At 46.7% G+C, this 19,893-nt stretch carries 20 protein-coding genes and 2 tRNA genes; 10 read left to right on the top strand and 12 right to left on the bottom strand.

Features of this window, described 5'->3' with window-relative positions:
- The first annotated feature begins 44 nt into the window (after positions 1-44).
- Both WS_RS05890 and WS_RS05885 read left to right on the top strand, forming a co-directional pair.
- On the top strand, positions 45-1,235 hold the full coding sequence (locus WS_RS05890; protein WP_011138235.1) for an IS3-like element IS1302 family transposase: 1,191 nt from the start codon (positions 45-47) through the stop codon (positions 1,233-1,235).
- A gap of 654 nt (positions 1,236-1,889) precedes the next feature.
- Entirely contained in the window at positions 1,890-3,011 is a 1,122-nt protein-coding gene (locus tag WS_RS05885) for a methyl-accepting chemotaxis protein (RefSeq protein ID WP_408646048.1), read from the top strand.
- On the opposite strand, the gene WS_RS05880 is transcribed toward WS_RS05885, so the two are convergent.
- Positions 3,000-3,398 (bottom strand): hypothetical protein, encoded by a 399-nt coding sequence (locus tag WS_RS05880; RefSeq protein WP_011139097.1) that lies wholly within the window; start codon positions 3,396-3,398, stop codon positions 3,000-3,002. The genes WS_RS05885 and WS_RS05880 overlap by 12 nt on opposite strands.
- Positions 3,399-3,499: 101 nt before the next feature.
- On the opposite strand from WS_RS05880, the gene truD reads away from it, so the two are divergent.
- From truD to WS_RS05855, 5 genes are all read left to right on the top strand, one after another.
- Positions 3,500-4,585, top strand: a complete 1,086-nt coding sequence (truD, locus tag WS_RS05875) for a tRNA pseudouridine(13) synthase TruD (RefSeq protein WP_011139096.1) — start codon at positions 3,500-3,502, stop codon at positions 4,583-4,585.
- 26 nt (positions 4,586-4,611) lie between these two features.
- Positions 4,612-5,538, top strand: a complete 927-nt coding sequence (gene htpX / locus WS_RS05870) for a zinc metalloprotease HtpX (RefSeq protein WP_011139095.1) — start codon at positions 4,612-4,614, stop codon at positions 5,536-5,538.
- 10 nt (positions 5,539-5,548) lie between these two features.
- Positions 5,549-6,091 (top strand): GTP cyclohydrolase I FolE, encoded by a 543-nt coding sequence (gene folE, locus WS_RS05865; protein WP_041572142.1) that lies wholly within the window; start codon positions 5,549-5,551, stop codon positions 6,089-6,091.
- A 69-nt stretch (positions 6,092-6,160) separates the two neighbouring features.
- The gene (locus WS_RS05860) at positions 6,161-6,787 is read left to right on the top strand and encodes a TetR/AcrR family transcriptional regulator (protein WP_011139093.1); all 627 of its coding nucleotides are present in this window, start codon (positions 6,161-6,163) and stop codon (positions 6,785-6,787) included.
- Complete coding sequence (locus WS_RS05855; protein WP_011139092.1) at positions 6,784-7,506, top strand: MipA/OmpV family protein; 723 nt, start codon at positions 6,784-6,786, stop codon at positions 7,504-7,506. Before WS_RS05860 ends, WS_RS05855 begins: the two co-directional genes overlap by 4 nt.
- A gap of 58 nt (positions 7,507-7,564) precedes the next feature.
- Here the strand turns inward: WS_RS05855 and WS_RS05850 are convergent.
- Both WS_RS05850 and WS_RS05845 read right to left on the bottom strand, forming a co-directional pair.
- Positions 7,565-7,641, bottom strand: a tRNA-Met gene (locus tag WS_RS05850).
- A 46-nt stretch (positions 7,642-7,687) separates the two neighbouring features.
- Positions 7,688-7,762 (bottom strand) — tRNA-Gln (locus tag WS_RS05845).
- Between the two features lie 97 nt (positions 7,763-7,859).
- On the opposite strand from WS_RS05845, the gene WS_RS05840 reads away from it, so the two are divergent.
- Positions 7,860-8,903: a bifunctional 3,4-dihydroxy-2-butanone 4-phosphate synthase/GTP cyclohydrolase II gene (locus WS_RS05840; RefSeq protein WP_011139091.1), complete on the top strand. Its 1,044-nt coding sequence runs from the start codon at positions 7,860-7,862 to the stop codon at positions 8,901-8,903.
- Between the two features lie 28 nt (positions 8,904-8,931).
- On the top strand, positions 8,932-10,023 hold the full coding sequence (locus WS_RS05835) for a tyrosine-type recombinase/integrase (RefSeq protein ID WP_011139090.1): 1,092 nt from the start codon (positions 8,932-8,934) through the stop codon (positions 10,021-10,023).
- Here WS_RS05835 and ubiE read toward each other — a convergent pair.
- Genes ubiE through argH form a run of 3 tightly spaced genes read right to left on the bottom strand, consistent with a single transcriptional unit; the run spans position 10,020 to position 12,543 of the window.
- Complete coding sequence (gene ubiE / locus WS_RS05830; protein ID WP_011139089.1) at positions 10,020-10,727, bottom strand: bifunctional demethylmenaquinone methyltransferase/2-methoxy-6-polyprenyl-1,4-benzoquinol methylase UbiE; 708 nt, start codon at positions 10,725-10,727, stop codon at positions 10,020-10,022. The genes WS_RS05835 and ubiE overlap by 4 nt on opposite strands.
- Complete coding sequence (locus tag WS_RS05825; RefSeq protein WP_011139088.1) at positions 10,724-11,158, bottom strand: OsmC family protein; 435 nt, start codon at positions 11,156-11,158, stop codon at positions 10,724-10,726. The genes ubiE and WS_RS05825 overlap by 4 nt, the downstream gene beginning before the upstream one ends.
- Positions 11,155-12,543, bottom strand: a complete 1,389-nt coding sequence (gene argH / locus WS_RS05820; protein WP_011139087.1) for an argininosuccinate lyase — start codon at positions 12,541-12,543, stop codon at positions 11,155-11,157. The genes WS_RS05825 and argH overlap by 4 nt, the downstream gene beginning before the upstream one ends.
- A gap of 159 nt (positions 12,544-12,702) precedes the next feature.
- On the opposite strand from argH, the gene WS_RS05815 reads away from it, so the two are divergent.
- A complete protein-coding gene (locus WS_RS05815) occupies positions 12,703-14,439 on the top strand; it encodes a methyl-accepting chemotaxis protein (protein ID WP_011139086.1) in 1,737 nt (578 codons plus the stop codon).
- A gap of 45 nt (positions 14,440-14,484) precedes the next feature.
- Here WS_RS05815 and hemJ read toward each other — a convergent pair whose 3' ends face one another.
- The 6 genes from hemJ to WS_RS05785 form a co-directional block, all read right to left on the bottom strand.
- The gene (gene hemJ, locus WS_RS05810; RefSeq protein WP_011139085.1) at positions 14,485-14,919 is read right to left on the bottom strand and encodes a protoporphyrinogen oxidase HemJ; all 435 of its coding nucleotides are present in this window, start codon (positions 14,917-14,919) and stop codon (positions 14,485-14,487) included.
- A gap of 68 nt (positions 14,920-14,987) precedes the next feature.
- The gene (locus WS_RS05805) at positions 14,988-15,593 is read right to left on the bottom strand and encodes a YigZ family protein (RefSeq protein WP_011139084.1); all 606 of its coding nucleotides are present in this window, start codon (positions 15,591-15,593) and stop codon (positions 14,988-14,990) included.
- Positions 15,580-16,272: a CheB methylesterase domain-containing protein gene (locus tag WS_RS05800; protein WP_011139083.1), complete on the bottom strand. Its 693-nt coding sequence runs from the start codon at positions 16,270-16,272 to the stop codon at positions 15,580-15,582. Before WS_RS05800 ends, WS_RS05805 begins: the two co-directional genes overlap by 14 nt.
- A 2-nt stretch (positions 16,273-16,274) precedes the next feature.
- Positions 16,275-17,114 (bottom strand): CheR family methyltransferase, encoded by an 840-nt coding sequence (locus WS_RS05795; RefSeq protein ID WP_011139082.1) that lies wholly within the window; start codon positions 17,112-17,114, stop codon positions 16,275-16,277.
- 21 nt (positions 17,115-17,135) lie between these two features.
- The gene (gene ciaB, locus WS_RS05790; RefSeq protein WP_011139081.1) at positions 17,136-19,001 is read right to left on the bottom strand and encodes an invasion protein CiaB; all 1,866 of its coding nucleotides are present in this window, start codon (positions 18,999-19,001) and stop codon (positions 17,136-17,138) included.
- Entirely contained in the window at positions 18,998-19,834 is an 837-nt protein-coding gene (locus WS_RS05785; protein ID WP_011139080.1) for a TerB family tellurite resistance protein, read from the bottom strand. The genes ciaB and WS_RS05785 overlap by 4 nt, the downstream gene beginning before the upstream one ends.
- Positions 19,835-19,893 lie beyond the last annotated feature (59 nt).

Genomic DNA, 19,893 nt, shown 5'->3' with positions numbered 1-19,893 from the left:
CCACTAAAATTCAAGACAATAAATTGAAAGGTTTATCTTCCTAAATGGTAGAATTTTCTAAAGATTTAGGAGAGGAAAAAATGAGTAGAAAAAGAAAAAGCTATAGTGCAGAATTTAAAACTAGAGTTGTCTTAGAATTACTAGGTGGCGAAGAGACTGTAGCACAGATTGCCAGTAAATATGAGATTACACCAAAAAGTCTCATTGATTGGAAAAAGCAGTTTTTAGAGAATGCATCACTAGTATTTGATGTAGGTTCGGCTACTAAAGCCTATAAAGATGAGATAGAAGAGCTAAAAACAGAGAATGATGCTCTAGCAAAGAAATTAGGAAAAACAACCATAGAGAGGGATTGGGCAGTGGGAAAGCTAAAGAGCTTGGGCTTATCAAATAAAAAAGATCTTGTCACACCCAAGCTAAAGAATCTCTCCATGGCAAGACAATGTGAAATAATAGATTTAAATCGCTCAACCCTTTATTATGAACCTAAACCCATATCAGACAATGATTTAAAAATCATGAAAAGGATAGATGAGATATATACTGATATATCCTCAACCTATGGCTATCGGTTTATGCATAGGCAGCTTTTGGAAGATGGATTTTCAATTGGTGTAAATAAAGTCAATAAGCTAATGAACACTATGGGGATACAGGCAATCTTTCCAAAAAAGAAACGACACACATCCATTAAAAACTATAAACATAAAATCTATCCATATCTACTACGAGAGCTTGAAATTAACAGAGCCAATCAGGTTTGGAGTGGAGATATTACCTATATCCCAATCAAGGGTGGTTTCGTGTATTTGTGCGCCATTATTGATTGGCACAGTAAAACGATACTCTCATGGAAAATATCAACAACTATGGATACATCTCTTGTAACAGATGTTTTAAAAGAAGCCATTGAAAAATATGACATTCCTGTAATATTCAACTCCGACCAAGGTAGCCAATATACCAGCCATGAACATACAGAACTTCTCAAGAAACACAACATTCAAATCTCTATGAACGGTAAAGGCAGATCCATTGATAATATTGCCATTGAGAGATTTTTTAGGACTTTAAAATATGATGAAATCTATATCAATGAGTATAGCTCTATTTCAGATCTCAGATTTAAGGTTTCAAGATATATCAATTTTTACAATCACAATAGATTTCATTCAGCACTAAATTATCAAAAGCCCATGAATGTTTATCTAGAAGGGTTGAAAAACGTTGCTTAAATTAAAGGCTAGAGGCTGGAAGATGAATTCTCAAAAAGTTGTCTTGACAAATGGTGGCAGTATACGCTCAAGAAAAACACCTGAAGGAGGGAACTTCATTTGTCTAGTCTCAATATTAAAGCCAAAGTTACAATGGCCACGCTTTTCATTTTTGCTCTGCTCTTCTCTACATGGGTCATGCTCTATATTAAGCTAAACCACATCCAAGAGACTTTTGAGCGTACCGATCACGAGCTTCTCATTCAAGACACACTAAAAAGCTCCATCGCCGAGGCGCTCCAAATCGGTCAAGCGCTTCGCAATATCCACATCAACCCCAAAGACACTAAAGCGGTGGAGAATCTAGCCACAGCCATGGAGATTCTCTCCTCGCACAATCAAGCCTTAAACGCTGCAAGTCCTGAGGTTTTTAGTGCGATGAAAGAGGGGTATGAGAAATTTTTTGGGCACACCAAGGCGCTCTATGAGCAAGCCAAACGCCAAGAGATCATCTCTAGCACACAGATTCAAGAGAACACAGGAATTTGGCGAGGATACAAAGCCTCTTTGCAAAAATCTATCGATGCCGCCGCCAAGAGCGCCAATGAGAATAAAAAGCTCTTTGCAGAGGAGATTGTCTCCACCACCATCCAACTCTCTATCGCTGTAGCGATCGTGGGAATCGTCATCCTGCTCATCATGCTGCTTGGCTCTAGCTACTTTATTAAGGCCATCGATAAAATCTCGCACGGTTTGGATGGATTTTTTGCCTACCTCGAGGGGTTGAGCCAAGAGGCTAGGGCGATTGACTTTAGCAGCGGGGATGAGCTTGGAAAAATGGCGGCAATTCTCAATCAAAAAATGGCACGAGCCCAAGAACAGACCAATGAGAATCGCACCTTACTCAACGAAGTGAAAAAGATCGCCGCTGAGATGAAGGAGGGACACTTCCGCAATGAAGTGAAATGCACCTGCCAAGACACCTCGCTCATGGAGCTCAAAGGGCTTCTCAATGAGATCATCCAATCCGTCAGTCAAAATGTCTCAGGTGACTTGCCTCGACTGCTCGCTCTTTTGGATTCTTATGCGGCGCAAGACTTCACCGCACGCTATGAAAATGCCAAAGGAAAAGTCGCCATTGCCCTCAATCAACTAGGAGATAGCGTCTCTCTCATGCTCTCCCAAAATACTCATATGGCGCTAGAGCTGGAGGAGAAAGCCAAAAATCTTAGAGCTTCCATGGAGACTCTAAGCCAAGGCACCAACGAACAAGCCGCTAGCCTAGAAGAGAGTGCCGCCGCTATTGAAGAGATGAGTAGCTCTATGGGAGGAATCAGCCATAGAGCTGAAGAGGTCTCTAAACAGACTGAAGAGATTCGTAATGTCATCATGATCATTAGAGACATTGCCGATCAAACCAACCTACTGGCTTTAAATGCTGCCATTGAAGCCGCAAGAGCAGGAGAGCATGGAAGAGGATTTGCAGTCGTTGCCGATGAAGTGAGAAAGCTAGCCGAGAGGACTCAGAAGTCTTTAGGAGAGATAGAGGCCAATACCAATGTCCTAGTTCAATCTGTCAATGAGATGAGTGATAGTATTAAAGAGCAAGCCCAAGGAATCACTCAGATCAATGAGGCTATTGCCCAACTTGATACTGTAACTCAACAAAATGCAGGAGTAGCGGATAAGACGGATGGGATAGCGACAGAGGTCTATGAGCTAGCTGAACACACTCTTAGAGAGGCGGGTAAAAAACGCTATACCAAGGTGGCCCAGGGCGGAGAATCACTCCGCTAGGCGCTTGTAATCAAAAAGAAGAATCGTGAGTCGTGTGATAGCGTAGAGCTTGGCAAATTGAAGGATTAGATCCACTAGTACAAAGCCTATCGCTAGCTCCGATTCTAAAACCGAAGAGACCTCTGTGATCGTCCCCACCACAATAAGCACCAAAAACAAAACGGCAAAAATTTTCCCCACGACATTGCGTCGCAAAAAGTAGATGAGCGCCACAAAAATCAGCGTGAACACCACACCCAAAATGATCTGAGGAAGGATAAGCGACCCCATCGCCACATACATCAACCCCATCATCAAAAAAACACTCAACATCAGCGCTAAAGCACTCATTTTCACATAGGCTTCCCATGAAGCGCTATCCCAAGGTTTCTGATACAAAAACTCCATATTCCCTCCAACCTAATTTTCATCTCCAAAGGGCTTATTATACTCAAAACCTCCGACTGCTATAATGGTGGGCTTAAAAACCCTAGTTCAAAGAGAGATTTATGGAGAGATTGTATTACCTAAACCACGCACCCATTGACTTCCACTTCGCCCAGACCCCTAGGGACTTTGTCGTGGAAGAGATTCCCCTCTATCCTTTTAGTGGTGCGGGCGAACATCTCGTGCTCAAGATTCGCAAGAGGAATCTAAGCACCTTTGAATTGGTCGATATTCTCTCCTCTCACCTTGGAATCAAAAGCCGAGAAATCGGCTACGCAGGACTCAAAGATAAGTCTGCACTCACCCTCCAACACCTCTCGATTCCTGCTAAATTCGGCGATAAACTAGAAGCTTTTGATCATCCTGAGGTGAAGATTTTAGAACAGGTGCGACACGAGAACAAGATCCGTATCGGGCACCTCAAAGGAAATCGATTCTTTATCCGCCTCAAAAAGCTCTCCCCCCTCAATTCACTCAAAATCCAAGGGGTGCTAGAGGAGATCAAGAGGTGGGGAATCCCTAACTATTTTGGCTATCAACGTTTTGGAAATGATGGCAACAACCACGAAATAGGGCGCAAAATCGCTCATGGAGAGCAGAGGGTCACAAGCCCTAAACGCCGCACCTTTTTGCTCAGCGCCTATCAGAGCAAGCTCTTTAATGAGTGGCTCAAAGAGCGGATCAAGCTCTCCAAAATCTTAGCCGAATTCACCCCCTCTGAAGCCTCACGCCTTGCGCCGATGATCCCTGTGGAGCAGCTCAAAGCACTCCAGAAGCAGCCCCATCCTTTCAAGATTCTTCCGGGGGAGATTCTCCATCACTACCCCCATGGCAAGATCTTTGTTGCGGAGGATATGGAAGAGGAATCAAGGCGATTCGTGGAAAAAGATATCGTGCCTGCAGGACTTTTAAGCGGCACCAAGGCCAAAAGCTCCGAGGGTATCGCCCATCTTTATGAGGCGCCCTTTATCGATGAAAAGATACAGGAGCAGGGGAGTCGGCGTCTTGCGTGGATATTCCCTGAAGATTTGGAGTATCGCTATATCGAAGAAGAGGCGCATGGAGAGCTCAATTTTTACCTTCCCAAAGGCTCTTATGCCACCGTGCTCATCGAAGAGCTAGCCCATCGTGAAATCAAAATCGACTAATCCCAAAATAAAGGAGGCTCTAAAGAATGTTTGAAAAAGTGATACGCGAAAATCAAACCAAAACCCAACTCGTTCTAGCGCTCTATGTCGCTATCTTTCTTTTTATCGGACTTTTGGTGGATGTCGTGCGCATCAACGCCCCAAGCCTTCAAGAGGGGCTTTATGCCCTCATCTTTTTTCATATCACCCCTTTGGTGACGCTTGGCATGGGCGTATTGGCCCTTGGAGCCATTGGAGTGACGATTCTCTATTTCAAGCGAATCATGCTCAGTGGAAGCGAGTATAAAGAGCTTCTTCCTTCAGATCGCTCCCTCTCCCGCCAAGAATCAGATCTTGTTCAGATTCTCCAAGAGGTGGTCAGAGAGTCAAACACTCCCTTTACTCCCAAGCTCTACCTCATGGAGGCGCCCTACATGAACGCCTTTGCAAGCGGCTGGAGCGAGCAAAACTCCCTCATCGCTGTGACCACCGAACTTATGCAAAAGCTTGATCGAGATGAGCTCAAAGCGGTCGTGGCGCATGAGCTAAGCCACATTCGCCATGGCGATATTCGCCTCACTCTCGTGGTGGGCGTGCTCAGCAATATCATGCTCTTAGCCGCCAACTATGCCGTCTATATGTTCATGGGGAACAGCAGGGATAAGGGGGCGCAGAGTGCACGAACCATCCTCTTGGTGCTTCAGTTCATCCTTCCGCTCATCACCATGTTTTTGCAAACGTTCCTCAGTCGAAGTCGTGAATACATGGCCGATAGCGGTGCAGCCTACATCATGAAGGATAATCGCCCCATGATTCGCGCCCTCCAAAAAATTAGCACAAACTACGCTCAAAGCGACTTTAGCGAGGTTGATGCCAACCCAACGCGCCGTGCTGCCTACCTCTTTGACCCCAAAGAGGCGTTCAGCACTCATCCCACTATTGAAAATCGAATAAAGGCTCTACTTGGAAGATAAAAAAATCGCAATGGAGGAGACGATTCGCTCCATTTTTGACTTCATCGGAGATGATCGCCATCGCGAAGGGTTGCTTGACACCCCCAAGCGCGTGGTCAAATCATGGGATAAGCTCTACAGCGGCTACACTCAAGACCCTAGAGAGATTCTTGGCACTGTTTTTGAAGACGGTGCTTGCGATGAGATGGTGGTGCTTAAGAACATCGAGTTTTACTCCATGTGCGAGCACCATATGCTCCCCTTTTTTGGCAAGGTGAGTATCGGCTATATTCCCGACCAAAAAGTCGTGGGTATCAGTAAATTGGCGCGTCTAGTCGAGGTGTTTGCTCGCCGACTCCAAATCCAAGAGAAGATGACAGGCCAGATCGCCGACACACTCATGGAGGTGCTCCAGCCCAAAGGGGCGATGGTCGTGGCTGAAGCGACCCATATGTGCATGGTGATGCGAGGCGTGGAAAAACAGCAGAGCGTCATGGTCACCAGTGCAGTGAGGGGGCTTTTCAAAAGAGATGCACGTACCCGAGAGGAGTTCATGGGGCATATCCGTCATTAAGATTCTAGGGGCTCTTGATTATTTAGAATAATTGTTCTAAAATAGGGATACTTTTTTCAAGGAGCCCCCATGTCCTCCCCCTCTAGACGAGATGAGATTCTTAATACAGCGCTAAAACTCTTTAACGAGCAAGGGAGCGCCAATGTCTCCACGCGCCACATCGCTGAGGCAATGGGGATTAGTCCTGGGAATCTCTACTACTACTTTCCCCACAAAGAGGCCATCATCCATGCGATTCTTGATCGTGCCGAAGCGCTTTTTGAAGAGGTTTATGACTTTGATTCGGCTCACCTCCCCTCACCAAAAAGCCTACTAAAGCGAAGAGAGCACTACTTTTGGGAGTATCGATTCTTTCAGTCAGAGATGATGCTTCTCTTTCAAAACGATCCAAGCCTCAAAGAACGCTTTGGAAAACTTCAGCAAAAAAGACTCAAAGAGATAGAAAAGATGCTTGGAGTGCTCCAAGAGGCAGGAATCTTGCGCCCACTCAAAGAGGAGCTCAAAAAAATCCTCACGCAAAACCTTTGGATAGTCTCTAATTTTTGGAATCTCTTCTTGGAGATTGAAGGGCGGCTCTTTGAAGAGGAGACTAAGGGTGTGATAGAAAACATTCTAGCCCTTTTGAAGCCTCACATGACACGCGAGGGGATTGCGTGGATTTTGCTAGATAATGAACACGAAGGAGTGAAAGCATGAAAAGAGAAGGATGGCTGTTTGCCTTGTTGGGGATTTGTATCCTAGAGGCGAGTGAGTTCTCGCTTGGAGCGGGAGTAGGGTACCAAACGAGTCCCTACAAGGATGATGATAGTACAGTGCTGGCCATGCCTTGGGTCAATTATCAAGGAGAATCGCTCTATCTCAACGGATTGGAGGCGGGATACAAAATCCACCAAGAATCACCCCTCTCTTTGACTCTTTTAGTCAAGGGGCGCATGGATGGATTCAAGCGTCAAGAGAGCGGCTATTTAGAAGGAATGAACACGAGAAAATATAGTCTTGATGGAGGAGTGAAGGGGGCACTCCAGACGCCCTTTGGAACCTTTGAGGCGACCCTCAGCCATGATCTCCTTGGGGTGCACAATGGATATGCAACCGAGCTAGAGTATCGCTACGACTACCATCAAAACGGTTGGGGTTTGACGCCTTTTGTTGGAATTGAATATCTCTCTAAAGATTTGAGCGATTACTACTATGGTGTGCGCTCTTCTGAAGCACGAGCGGGGCGGGATGCCTATACTCCTAGCGGCTCAACCAATACCTATCTAGGCCTTAGCGGATACTATCGTCTTGGTGGATCGTGGACGCTCTTTGGAGGAGGGAAGTGGCTACGCTATGGCAGCGAGATCAAAGATAGTCCCCTTATCGAAGATAGCTCGCGATTGACGGGAGTGGTGGGAATCAATTATCGTTTTTAAGAGGGTGTAGAATTTGAAGAGAGCCTGATTGATTGAGTGAGTTTGACTTTAATGGGGTTGGTTGCGGGAGCCAGATTTGAACTGACGACCTTCGGGTTATGAGCCCGACGAGCTACCGGACTGCTCTATCCCGCGTCACGGATTTTTTGAAGAAGTATATAAAAGAAAAAACTCCACACAGTGGCTGGGGTAGAAGGATTCGAACCTCCGGATGGCTGGACCAAAACCAGCTGCCTTACCGCTTGGCGATACCCCAACATCGTTGTGAGGCTGGAATTATATTCACTTTTTGACTACTTGTCAAGCAAATGCTGGTATAATCCTCGCATAAACCGCACTTCCAAAGGATTCATATGCCATTAAATCGAGTCAGAGAGGCGATCGAAGCCATTAAAAAAGGTGAAATGATCATCATGATGGACGATGAAGATCGCGAAAATGAAGGCGATCTCGTCTATGCTGCTGCTTTTTCAACCCCTGAAAAGGTTAATTTCATGGTCTCTGAGGCCAAAGGTCTTGTCTGTGTCTGCGTCACCTCGACCTGCAGTGATCGGCTCGGCCTAGCCCCTATGGTGCGCGAAAATAACTCTCAGCATGAAACCGCCTTCACCGTCTCCATTGACGCTAGAGAGTGCAGCACAGGGATTTCAGCTTTTGAGCGCGACTTAACCATCCGCAAGATGGTGGATGGCACCAGCAAGCCTGAAGATTTCGTTCGTCCAGGGCATATCTTTCCTTTGATTGCCAAAGAGGGTGGGGTGCTCGTACGCACAGGCCATACTGAGGGCTCCGTGGACATCTGCAAGCTTGCTGGCGTTGCTCCCGTGGCCGTGATTTGCGAAATCATCAAAAAAGATGGTCACATGGCTAGACGCGATGATTTGATGGAATTTGCCAAGGAGCACCATCTTAAAATCGTCTACATCTCTGATCTCATCGAGTATCGAATGCAAAATGAGATGCTCATTCTCATTAAAGAGAGAAGCGAAGTGGAATTTCTAGGCAAAAGGGCAGAGCGCTATGTATTCCAAGATCATCATCGTCGAGAACATACCCTCTATGCCTTTGGCAAAATCATCGACAATTCTTTGGTGAAATATCATACCGTGGGCAAAGATCTCAGTTTACTGGAGAGCGAAAAGAAATATTCGACTCTTATGCAGGCAATCAAAAAGATCCAAGAGGAGAATGGGCTCATTATTTTCATGGACACTCCCCAAAACGCCGCTCCTCAAATCAAAGACTTTGGAATTGGAGCGCAGATGCTAAGATTTCTTGGAATCAAAAACTTCCGATTGCTCACCTCTGAAGAGAATCGCGAGTATGTGGGGCTTTCAGGCTTTGGATTGAATGTGACAGAGAAGATCGTTCTGCAGGGCGGACCGATTCAATTATGAGTTTGAAAATTATGGTTTTCAATACTAAATGAGATACCCCATCGATTTCAAGGATCGTTTTGAGGAGACGCTTCTCTTTTGGATGGAACGCTTCGTTCGCAACAAAGTCACCACGCTCTCCAACCATCAGGTCAAAGAGAGAAAACGGCTTGATGCAGTTCTCCTCAAGCTCACTCGAGGAATCACCAACATTGAGGAGCTCAAATGGTGTGGCAAAGAGGCTCGCAATGCAGGGCTAATTGGAATCAACACCTACGTCAATCCTCTCATCAAGCTCTATGAACGCCTAAGCTATCTAGGGCTTGCCTCCATGAAAGAGATCGATGAGGAGATGCTAAGCGACTACCTTGTCATTGCCACGAGCGGACTTTCAGACGCCTCCAAAAAAAACCACCGTATCGCCCTCCTCTCCTTTTTTGGCTACATTGACAAGCAAAACCAAGACGACCAAGGAAACTCGCATCTCTTTAGAATCGAGCTCAAAAACTGGGGTGGATTGCGGGGTAAAAGTGGAGAGAAACTCCCTGCCTACATGAATGAAAAGGAGCTGGAGCGATTCTTGGAGGCACTTGATTCTTATGAGTTTTCACTCGATATTCGCGCTAGAAATCGCCTCGTGATCAAACTCATCCTCTACACGGGAATCCGCGTCAGCGAAGCCCTTGGCTTAAGGCTCAAAGATTTTTTGCCCGATCAGGATTCCTATCTTTTAAAAATTCGAGGCAAGGGCAACAAGGAGCGCATGGTGATGGTGAAAAAAGAGCCCATTCAAAAAGAGCTGGATGAGTGGCTTGGAGTGCGCCAAAGTCTCAATGCCCAAGAGGATTGGCTCTTTTGCAACCAAAAAGGCGGAAGGCTTACGCAAGCCTATGTGAGCCGCATCGTGGAACAGATTCTCCTTTGGGCTGGAATCCGTAAGGAGAAAAATGGCGCTCATATGCTCCGCCACTCTTTTGCCACCCTCCTCTACCAAAAAAAGCGTGATCTTGTGCTCGTCCAAGAGGCGCTCGGACATGCCGATCTCAATACCTCTAGAATCTACACTCACTTTGATAGAGAGCGCCTAAGAGAGGCCGCCTCGCTGATGGATGACCTCACCCCAAAGAAAAAAGAGAATTAGCGCTTTTTGGCAATAAAGAGCGTGGAGATATTCGCAGAGTAGCTACGACTGTAGAGCGGTTCTAGCCCGATGGCTTCAAGCTCGCGATTGAGCATACTTTTGGTCAAGAACTCTTCGATGGAATCGGGGAGATATTTGTAGGCGGCGTAATTTTTGGAGATGATTCCCCCAATAGAGGGAAGGATCTTTTTTGTATAAAAGCTTGCCAAGGAATCGAGAATCGAGTCATTCTCGCTTTTGGTGAATTCTAAGATCGCCAAGATTCCGCCGGGTTTGAGGACACGGTGAAACTCCGCTAGCGCCTTGTCGCGCTCTATGACATTACGAATCCCATAGGCGATGGAGATGATATCCACACTCTCCTCTTCCAAAGGGAGAGCTTTGGCTTCGGCTTGAATAAACTCTATCTCAGGGAGCTTCTCCTTGGCGACTTTGAGCATTCCTGAAGAGGGATCAATCCCAATCACTTTTTCGATCTCAATCCCCTGCTCTTTGGCGTTTTTTTGCCAGTGAAGGATCATATCTCCTGTTCCGCATGCCACATCTAAGATGCGCACGCTTTTTTTGCCTAGATGCTCAAAAGAGAGTGAGCAGGCCTTTTTTCTCCATGAGACATCAATGCCAAAACTAAGCACTCGATTGGCCAAGTCGTAGCTCTGTGCAATCTCATCAAACATCTTTACAATCGTCTCTTGTTTATTCAAAACAGCTTCCTTTGGCTTAAAATCATCTCTTTATTACACAAGACAGAGTAGCTCACCTCACACCCTCCCCTGAGCGTGTTGATGGTCGTACAGTAGCTCTCCAAGGTCGCCTCCACCCAAGAGAGAATCTCCTCTTTGGGGGCGGTCGAATCCAATTGGTACAAAAGTTCTAATCGCTCGAATCGATGGGGAATCTCAGCGCTTGGATGGGCTTTGACACTCAAGGAGAGATTCTTGATTTCATACCCCCTAGAGGCTGGAATCATCACCATATCATAGGCACTGCACCCCAGCATTCCTGCTAGGAAAAGCTCTTTAGGTGAGGTTTGGGTCGTGTCAAACTCCAGCTCCAAGTGCGCTCCTTTGGCGCTAAAACGCTTCTCCCCCGTGTGCTCTACCCTCACCTCTAGCGGAGGTCTATCAAGACTCATTTGAGCCTCTTTTTAAGCCAAGTATGCAGGGTTTTGATCTGAGCCTTGGTTTGGGCACTCGAAGTTCCCCCTAGAGAATTTCTCGCATTCATGGAGTTTTTCAAGCTCAAGACCTCTTTCACTCCCGCCTTGATTCTTGAATCGATTCCAAGAATCTCCGCTTCGCTCAGCTCAGAGATATCTTTGCCTTTAGATTCGGCATAGGCGACCACCTGCCCCGTGATATGGTGTGCCTCTCTAAAGGGGACTTCGCAACTTCTCACGAGGAAATCCGCCAAATCGGTGGCTGTGAGATGCCCCCTCTTGCACGCCTCCTCCATGGCTTTGGCGTTGATAGTCGCACTTTTTAGCGCCTCTTTAAGAATCGCCAGGCTGATCTGTGCGGTCTCAACACTATCCATCACCCCCTCTTTATCCTCTTGAGTGTCTTTGTTGTAGGCTAGGGGCAGTCCCTTCATCACCGTCAAAAGCGAGAGGAGATTCCCATAGACTCGACCGCTTTTGCCCCTTAGAAGTTCAGGAACATCAGGGTTTTTCTTTTGGGGCATGATAGAGCTTCCCGTGGAATAGGCATCGCTAAGCGTGATGAATTTAAATTCATAGCTGCTCCAAAGCACCATCTCTTCGGCTAGCCTTGAGATGTGCATCATCACCATCGCTATATCATAGAGCAGATCTAGTGCGAAATCTCGATCACTCACCGAATCCATCGCATTAAGCGTGGGAGCCAAAAACCCGAGCTCCTTGGCGAGAAACTCTCTATCAGTGGGATAAGGGGTTCCCGCCAGAGCAGCCGAACCCAAAGGGCAATAGTTGTGTCTTTTGTGGCTATCTTCTAGGCGCTCTACATCACGCTTGAACATGCACGCATAAGCATTCATGTGAAAACCAAAACTGACGGGCTGAGCGTGCTGAAGATGGGTCATGCCGGGCATCAGTGTCGAGATGTGTTTGGAAGCAATCTCTAGAATCGTCTCCATGAGCTCTAAAATCTGGGCCCGAATCTCTTCATTTTTCCGCAGCACAAACATCCTAAAATCGACCGCCACTTGGTCATTTCGACTGCGTGCTGTATGGAGCTTCTTGCCACTTGCGCCAATAAGCTCCGTGAGTCTTGCCTCAATGGCCATATGAATATCCTCATCGGCAATTTTGAAAACAAACTCACCCCGCTCAATCTCTCCCAAAACCTTCTCTAATCCCGCCAAAATCTCCTCGCACTCTTTGGCGGTGATGATTTCCTGCTTGGCGAGCATCTTGGCGTGCGCCTTGGAGCCCTTGATATCTTCAAAATAGAGTGCCTTATCAAAAGGCAGTGAAGCGTTGAAGCGCTCCAAAAGCTCAGAGCTTGCTTCAAGAAAGCGCCCTGCCCAAAGTTTTTTCATGCGATTGACCTTTTTGGCTATTTTTTTGAGAAATTATAACCAAACTCCTTTGACGCTACCCTTTGTGATGCACTCAGCAAAGCTCGTGATATAATGTTTATTGGTATAGGAAACGCTAAAGCGTTCACCTCCGCCAAGCCACGACACAAGGAGGTCATCATGTCGCTCTCTGCGCTCTCAGTCAAGCTTCGCGTCTACTTATTAATTCTTTTATCAGGAGTTCTTGCTTTAGGAATCGTAGGAACCTTTTGGCATGGAATGGGAAAAATCGAAATCCTTGGCGCCCAAGAGGCGAAAAACAGCATGGAAAAAGAGATCGCCACCAAACTCCAAGTCTCTGTTAATTCCATGGCACTCTCGCTCTCTAAGGCTCTAGAGGGTTATCCCAGCCAAGAGGAGAAGGTTGCTTTTTTAAAAAAAGCCCTCCAAGAGATTCGCTATGAAGAGGACAAGTCAGGCTATTACTTTGCCTATATTGACACAACCGTCATCACCATTCCCACCAACGCCTCTCTCGCGGGCAAAGATCTAGCAGGCCTTAAGGATGCCAAGGGGGTCTTTTTTGTTCAAGAACTGGCCAAGGCAGCCAAAAAGGGAGGAGGATTTGTCTCCTATGACTTTGATAAGCCAGGAGCAGGAATCCAGCCCAAGCTCTCCTATGCCGAGCCCATTCCAGGAAGCCATTTTTGGCTTGGAACAGGGGTTTATGTCGATAATGTTGATAAACAGAGACTCGCCATTGAATCCTCCATTCGCAGTGCGGCCAAGGGGATACTTCTTAGCGCCATTGCTGGAATCACTGCCTTTTTCTTTTTTGTGGTTTTCCCTGCTTCCATTTGGCTGGCCAAAAGCATCACCGCCCCTATTAAAAAGATCAATCAAGGGCTAGAGCAATTCTTCGCTTTTCTTGGGCACGAGGTCGATCATGCCGAGCCAATCGATCTCAAAGGAAAAGATGAATTCTGTAGCATGGCCGCTATTCTCAATCAAAACATTGAAAGAATCGAAAAAGAGCTACAAACAGATAAGATGATCATTGATGAAGTGAAAGTTTCTGTCGAGAAGATGAAGCAAGGATTTTTGGGATATGAGGTGCAAGGTCGCCCTGCCAACCCCCAGCTTCTAGAGCTCAAAGAGAACTTCAATGAAGCTCAACGCCACATGAAAAGCGCCATAGCTGATGATCTTAATCGCCTCGCCTCAGTGCTGGAGCGCTTCTCTCGCAAGGATTTCAGAGCCAAATACGAAGAGAGTCAATCGGTTGTCTCTAACGCGATTAATGCCCTTGGGGCGAGCATCGCTCTCATGCTTCAAGAGACACGAAGGAACGCCATGGATCTTGATAAAGAGGCTTCTTTACTAGAGGAATCGATGCAAACCCTAAGCCAAGGCACCAACGAACAAGCCGCCAGCCTAGAAGAGAGTGCCGCCGCTATTGAAGAGATGAGTAGCTCTATGGGAGGAATCAGCCATAGAGCTGAAGAGGTCTCTAAACAGACTGAAGAGATTCGTAATGTCATCATGATCATTAGAGACATTGCCGATCAAACCAACCTACTGGCTTTAAATGCTGCCATTGAAGCCGCAAGAGCAGGAGAGCATGGAAGAGGATTTGCAGTCGTTGCCGATGAAGTGAGAAAGCTAGCCGAGAGGACTCAGAAGTCTTTAGGAGAGATAGAGGCCAATACCAATGTCCTAGTTCAATCTGTCAATGAGATGAGTGATAGTATTAAAGAGCAAGCCCAAGGAATCACTCAGATCAATGAGGCTATTGCCCAACTTGATACTGTAACTCAACAAAATGCAGGAGTAGCGGATAAGACGGATGGGATAGCAGGAGGACTCAAGAGGCGAGCCGAAGAGAGTCTTAAGAATCTAGAGAATTACCAATTCTAGCGAGAAAACCAAGGAGAAATCGATGGATATCCTCCTTGGTTGAGATTAAAAAGGCTTAAGCACTGCGAAGATGACGATTCCAATCATTAAAATCGTGGGCACTTCGTTGTAAGCACGAAAAAATTTCCCTGACTTAAAACAGCGATCCTCTCTAAAAAGCTTCAAATATCGACCATTATCAAAATGATAAGCCAAAAGCAAAAGCGCAAAGACAATCTTGGCGTGGAGCCATCCGCCGCTTGAGAGCATGGAAGGATTGAGGATGATCATGAGCGCTCCTGAGGCAACCGTCGCAATCATCGCAGGCCATCCGATGAAATTGTAAAGCTTATCCTCTTGGATTTTCACCACTTTGACAAAATCTTTGTTGTCGATATGTTCTGCGTGATAGACATAGAGCCTAGGCAGATAAAAGAGCATCGCCATCCAAGAGATGAACGCCAAAAAATGAAAGGTCTTAATCCACATATAGTATTCCATGAAATCTCCTTCGTCCTTAAATTACACTATTGTAAAGCTATATTCTCATAGCTCCAATCTATTTTGACCTAAGCTTCCAAACTAGAACGCTTTTCAAAGAGTTCTTTAAAAGCCTCTAAAAAGCCTTCGATTCTCTGCTCTTCTCCCTTGATTTGGCAATTCACCCCCAAGGGCAAAAACTCCTCCTTCACAAGCTCGAGCTCAAGCTTCGAAGACAAGTACTCCGCCCTCTGAAGGTGTGAGTATTCCAAATAGAGCTTCTTGTTTATGCATGGCTTATAAGGATGGAGGGTCGCTCCCAAGATCACATTTTTAGCGCTCTGCGTGTAAGCCCTCACCAATCCTCCCGTTCCAAGGAGCGTGCCACCAAAGTATCGCACGGTGATAAGGGCGGTATCAATGAGATGATAGCCTCGAAGCACCTTGAGTGTGGGCATCCCCGAAGTCCCCTTGGGTTCTCCATCATCACTAAAAGATTCTTCAATCTGTCCAAATTCATTGAATTGGCGGCTTGCGCTTACAAAGTGAACCGCCTTAGGGTGCTCCGCCCTGAGAGCATTCAAGCGCTCCACAAAGTAGGCGTGCGACATCAAGAAAGAGAGGAAAGTCGAGCCCTTCTCCTCAAAAGAGGCGCGAAATTCCTCTTTGGGGAAAAAGAGCTCAGGCGGGTTCATTTTTGCCTTTATCGCTACTTCTAGCGGCGTATTCGATGATTTTCTGGGGAATCTCATCCAGGCTCACCACCTCGCTCACCGCCCCTTTTTCAATCGCCTTTTTGGGCATTCCAAAGACTACACAGCTCGCCTCATTCTGGGCAATCGTATAGGCTCCATTATCAAAAAGCTCTTTGATTCCGATACTACCATCATCCCCCATGCCTGTCATGATAATCGCCATCGCATTCTTTCCTGCAGCATTATTTCCACTTCTAAAGAGCACATCCACGCTTGGCTTGTGACGACTGATCCTCTCTCCATCAACACATTTGGCCAAATAGCTTCCAGCGACATTCTCAATCACAAGGTGTTTGTCTCCTGGGGCAAGATAGGCGTGAGAATCTTTGAGCACTTCGCGCGCACTCACCTCAATGACACTAAAAGCCGAGATGGAGTTGAGGCGTTGAGCAAAAGAGGTGGAGAATCCTTTGGGGATATGCTGAACGATCACAATAGGCGGAAGCCCTGCGGGGAGCTTAGGGAAGATTCTCGTGAGAGCCTCTACGCCCCCCGTGGAGGAGCCAATGAGGATGATTTTTTTGCCCTCTTTTTTATGGGGATTAGAGGGGAGAAGGAGATCGGGGTGATGTTTTTTCTCCACTTCTAGAGGGACTCGCTGATCAAAGCTCTTAGCCATAATTAGTCTCGATTCTTTACAAAGATATTCTGGCCTAGGCGATCCACGCGGCCTTGAAGCGTAAGGATATTTTCAGAATGCCCCAAATAGAGTGTTCCTCCGACTTTAAGATGGCTAAAGAGTCGCTCCAGCACCTTTTTTTGATCTTCCACTTTGAAATAGATAAGCACATTGCGACAAAAGATCACATCAAACTCATTGCGGGCAAAGGGGTATTTCTCGGAAAATAGATTCATCGTTTTAAAGGAGATGAGCGATTTTAGGCACGCTTTAGCATTCATCTGTATCTCTCGACTCTTCTCCCCCTCTAAAGGCTTCATCTCAAAATAGCGATCCAGCTCCAGCCAAGTGGGAAGCTTATTAAGGAGGGTGTCCACTTTGTATTGACCCTTTTGGGCAAAATCTAGAACATTTGTGTCAATATCAGTGGCAATAATTGAAGCGGGCACTCCATCGCATCGATAGACCTCTTTGGCGTGCAGAAGAGTCGCGGCAATCGAGTAGGGCTCCTCCCCCGTCGAACTCGCTGAACAGTAGATTTTAATAGAGTTTTTCTCCCGGCAGAGCCTCGGTAAGACGCGATCCATCATGTCTGTGAAGTGAAAGGGTTCACGGAAGAAGTCGGTTTTATTGGTTGTGAAGGCATTAATAAACTCTTGACGATACTTTCCCAAGCTCACCTCTTTGAGAATCTCATCGTAGTCGGATATTTTGAGCTCTCTTGCAAGCTTTTCGATTCGATTGAGAATAAGAGAATCTTTATTGTCCGCCAGATGGATCCCCGTGATCTTGTAGATCTCCTCTCTTGCTTTCTCTAAAAAACCCTTTGAAGTAGTTGCCATGCTTCGCCCTCCTCTAAAAACCTATCTAAGCCAATCCTCATTACTCGCCTCTGGATCGACCACCTGACCGATCGCCTGATAGCGTGCCCAATAAAACTCCACAAACGCCCGCGTCTTTTGATCGATGGGCTTGTAGTGGTGGTTGGGATCTTTGCTTAAGTAACCCTCCAAAAAGAGTGAAGCTTCAGCCTTGGCCAAGTAGTGTCGCGCTAGATGCTCATAACTCTCCAAGTAGGCCGCCTTGAGCCGCTCATACGCCGCACTAGAGAGATCAATCTGGAGGCGATTCTCCACAAAATCAAGCACCCCGCTGCCAAAAAGAAGGCTTAAGTGAATAAGCCCTTCGCAATAATAGGGCATCACTTCGCTCTGCTCCATCCACGCCACAAGCCCCACAGAGCGCTTGATGAGATCAATCATCAGCGCCTCTTTAAACGCCTCCTCCTCATGCAAAAAGAAGCTCACCAAGCCTCCCGTAGTCGCCTTGAACTCCTCAATATTTTTGAATTGCCCCTTGGCGTTCATTTGAATCTCAGTCTCCTCATCCATGAAGAAGATATGTCCAAATTCATGTCCAATCGTAGAAATTTCATAGATTTTGTGCCACAAATCCTCCTCTTTGAAGAGAATCTCTCGGCTTCTTCTTAGGAAAGAATCGGGGAAAATCTCCGAAGAGAGCTTCATGAAAGGCTTGTGTCTAGCACTTTGCAACACCCGATCAGGAAAAGCAAAAATCTTTTTCCCAAAGGCTTTAGAGACACTCTCATCATTGGGAACCACCTGAGCAGAGAATAGACCCCCTAGCTCTGCCCCATAGTAGAGTGCGGGGATTCCGATATAGAGCTGAGTGCGCTCGATAGAATCAAGACAGAATCGACGCAAGGATTCGTGCGCTTTGGCGCTATCAAGGCGATTGAGCCACTCATTGAGCGATTGAGCCATCTGCTCTTTGATGGGCAGAGAATCGGCCTCTTGGGGTCTGGCGATCCTCAAATCCCACTCAGGCGCGACCGCTTTGCGGAATCGATCCTCATAATACTCCAAAGGATGGGCGGGCTGAATAGGCGCAGTGATCCCCATCCAAGCTCTATCCACCGCTCTCCACCGCTCCAAAAGTTTGGCTGGATTCTTCTCCAAAAAAGCCTCTTTGATCGCTAAAAAGTAGGCAATATAGGCCTTTTTGGCCCCATGGATTCCATCTCCTTCATTCTCTAGCTCTTTAACAAGGCGCTCTAGTTTCTCCCCCACAAGTTCAATCTCTTTGGGGAATGCGAGCGCATAGGGAATCGCACGGTAAATTCCCTTCTCATCTTGGCGAGGAATGGAGTAGCTCCGATCGCTCACCTCCCCCTCTTCGCTCACCTCTTGCGCGCTTTGAAGCAGAGCGAGAATCTTCTCCTCATCTTGCTCAAACTCTTTAGCCAAAGAGGCATTAATCCCTTCGATCAATCCAAACTGCCACGCCTCATAGAATCGATTCATCGCGATTCCAACCTCGTGGATTCCGCGCAAAAGTGCGCGATAGAAAGGAGTGAGAAGCTCCCCTTCTTCCATCTCTTTGAGCGCCTCTTGGTGGGCTCGCATATGGAATCGTTCCACCCACAAAAGCACCTCATGCTTGATGCGCACCATCTCCTCTTCGCTCTTTTGGGCGCTCTTTAGCACCTGCATGAGCGGTCCTTCTTGAAGATTGATGAGTCTTGAGCCAAGGGCGAGTCGATGCTCAGGCGTGGGTGCGAGCTTAATACCTTCCAAAAAGTCATCAAAGAGTTGGTTCTCTTTGGAGTCACCCTTGGAGAGAGCGCGGTAGAGCTGATTGATCTTAGCGTCTCGCTCTTCAAAGAGCCGATAGAGAATCTTCAAATCCTCTTTGAAATGCTCTTTCATGCCTCTACCTTTGAAGAGTGATCGCGAAGAATCTCATAGGCCTCATTGATCTCTTGGAGCTTTTTAGTGGCCGCTTCGATAAAGTTTTTATCCATCCCTTTGCCTTGAATAATATCGGGGTGATGCTCCTTCACTAGCTCCCTGTATCGGCGCTTTAGCGTCTCCCCCTTGGCCTCCTCTTCGCTTAGGCCAAAGAGTTTGAGCGCCTCCTCTCTGTCCATCTTCTCCTTGGTGATTCTCGAAGCAAAATAGAGTTCAAACTCATCATAGATTCGGTTAAAGTCCTCATTGTCAAGCTCCAAATAGGCGGCAATATCAATGATGATCTCTCGCTCACCCTCACTCAGTGCTCCATCGGCATAGGCTAGCGTGAGCAAAAACTCCACGAGTTTGAGTCGCTTTTTATACTCCCCCTTGGTGAGTCTTGTAAACTCTAGCGCCAAGAGCTCAACCCCCTCGGGACTCTGCTCTTCCCGCTCAAAGAGCTCGCTTAGAATCTCTTTGGCTTTTGCAGTATCACGAAACTCTTTGGAGAGGTCATCAAGCATATTTTTCACGAGCTGTTCTTCAAGCTCGCACACCTTTCCATCTGCAGAAGCCATCTTTGCCATCAAAGCAGCGATCACGCCAAATTCAGAAGCCTCCACTTTGCGATACTCGTCATCCACACTTCCATTCCTATAGGGGTCTTCGTAAGACTCTAAAGGCTCACTGCCCTCCCCCATTCGTCCCCCTAAACTCCCCCTGGATTGAGGGTTGGCGAAGTACTCCCTGAAACTCTTGTAAACAAAAAAGAGGATCACCATCACGGCGATGAGTAAAAAATTCTCCATGGAAAACGCTTCCTTCTACGGTAATATAAGAGTTTTTTATTATGCTGGGATTTATTTTA

This window comes from Wolinella succinogenes DSM 1740, assembly GCF_000196135.1.
In the GTDB taxonomy this organism is placed as follows: domain Bacteria; phylum Campylobacterota; class Campylobacteria; order Campylobacterales; family Helicobacteraceae; genus Wolinella; species Wolinella succinogenes.
Note: the sequence above shows the minus strand (reverse complement) of the source record. Positions and strands in the feature narration are given on the sequence as shown.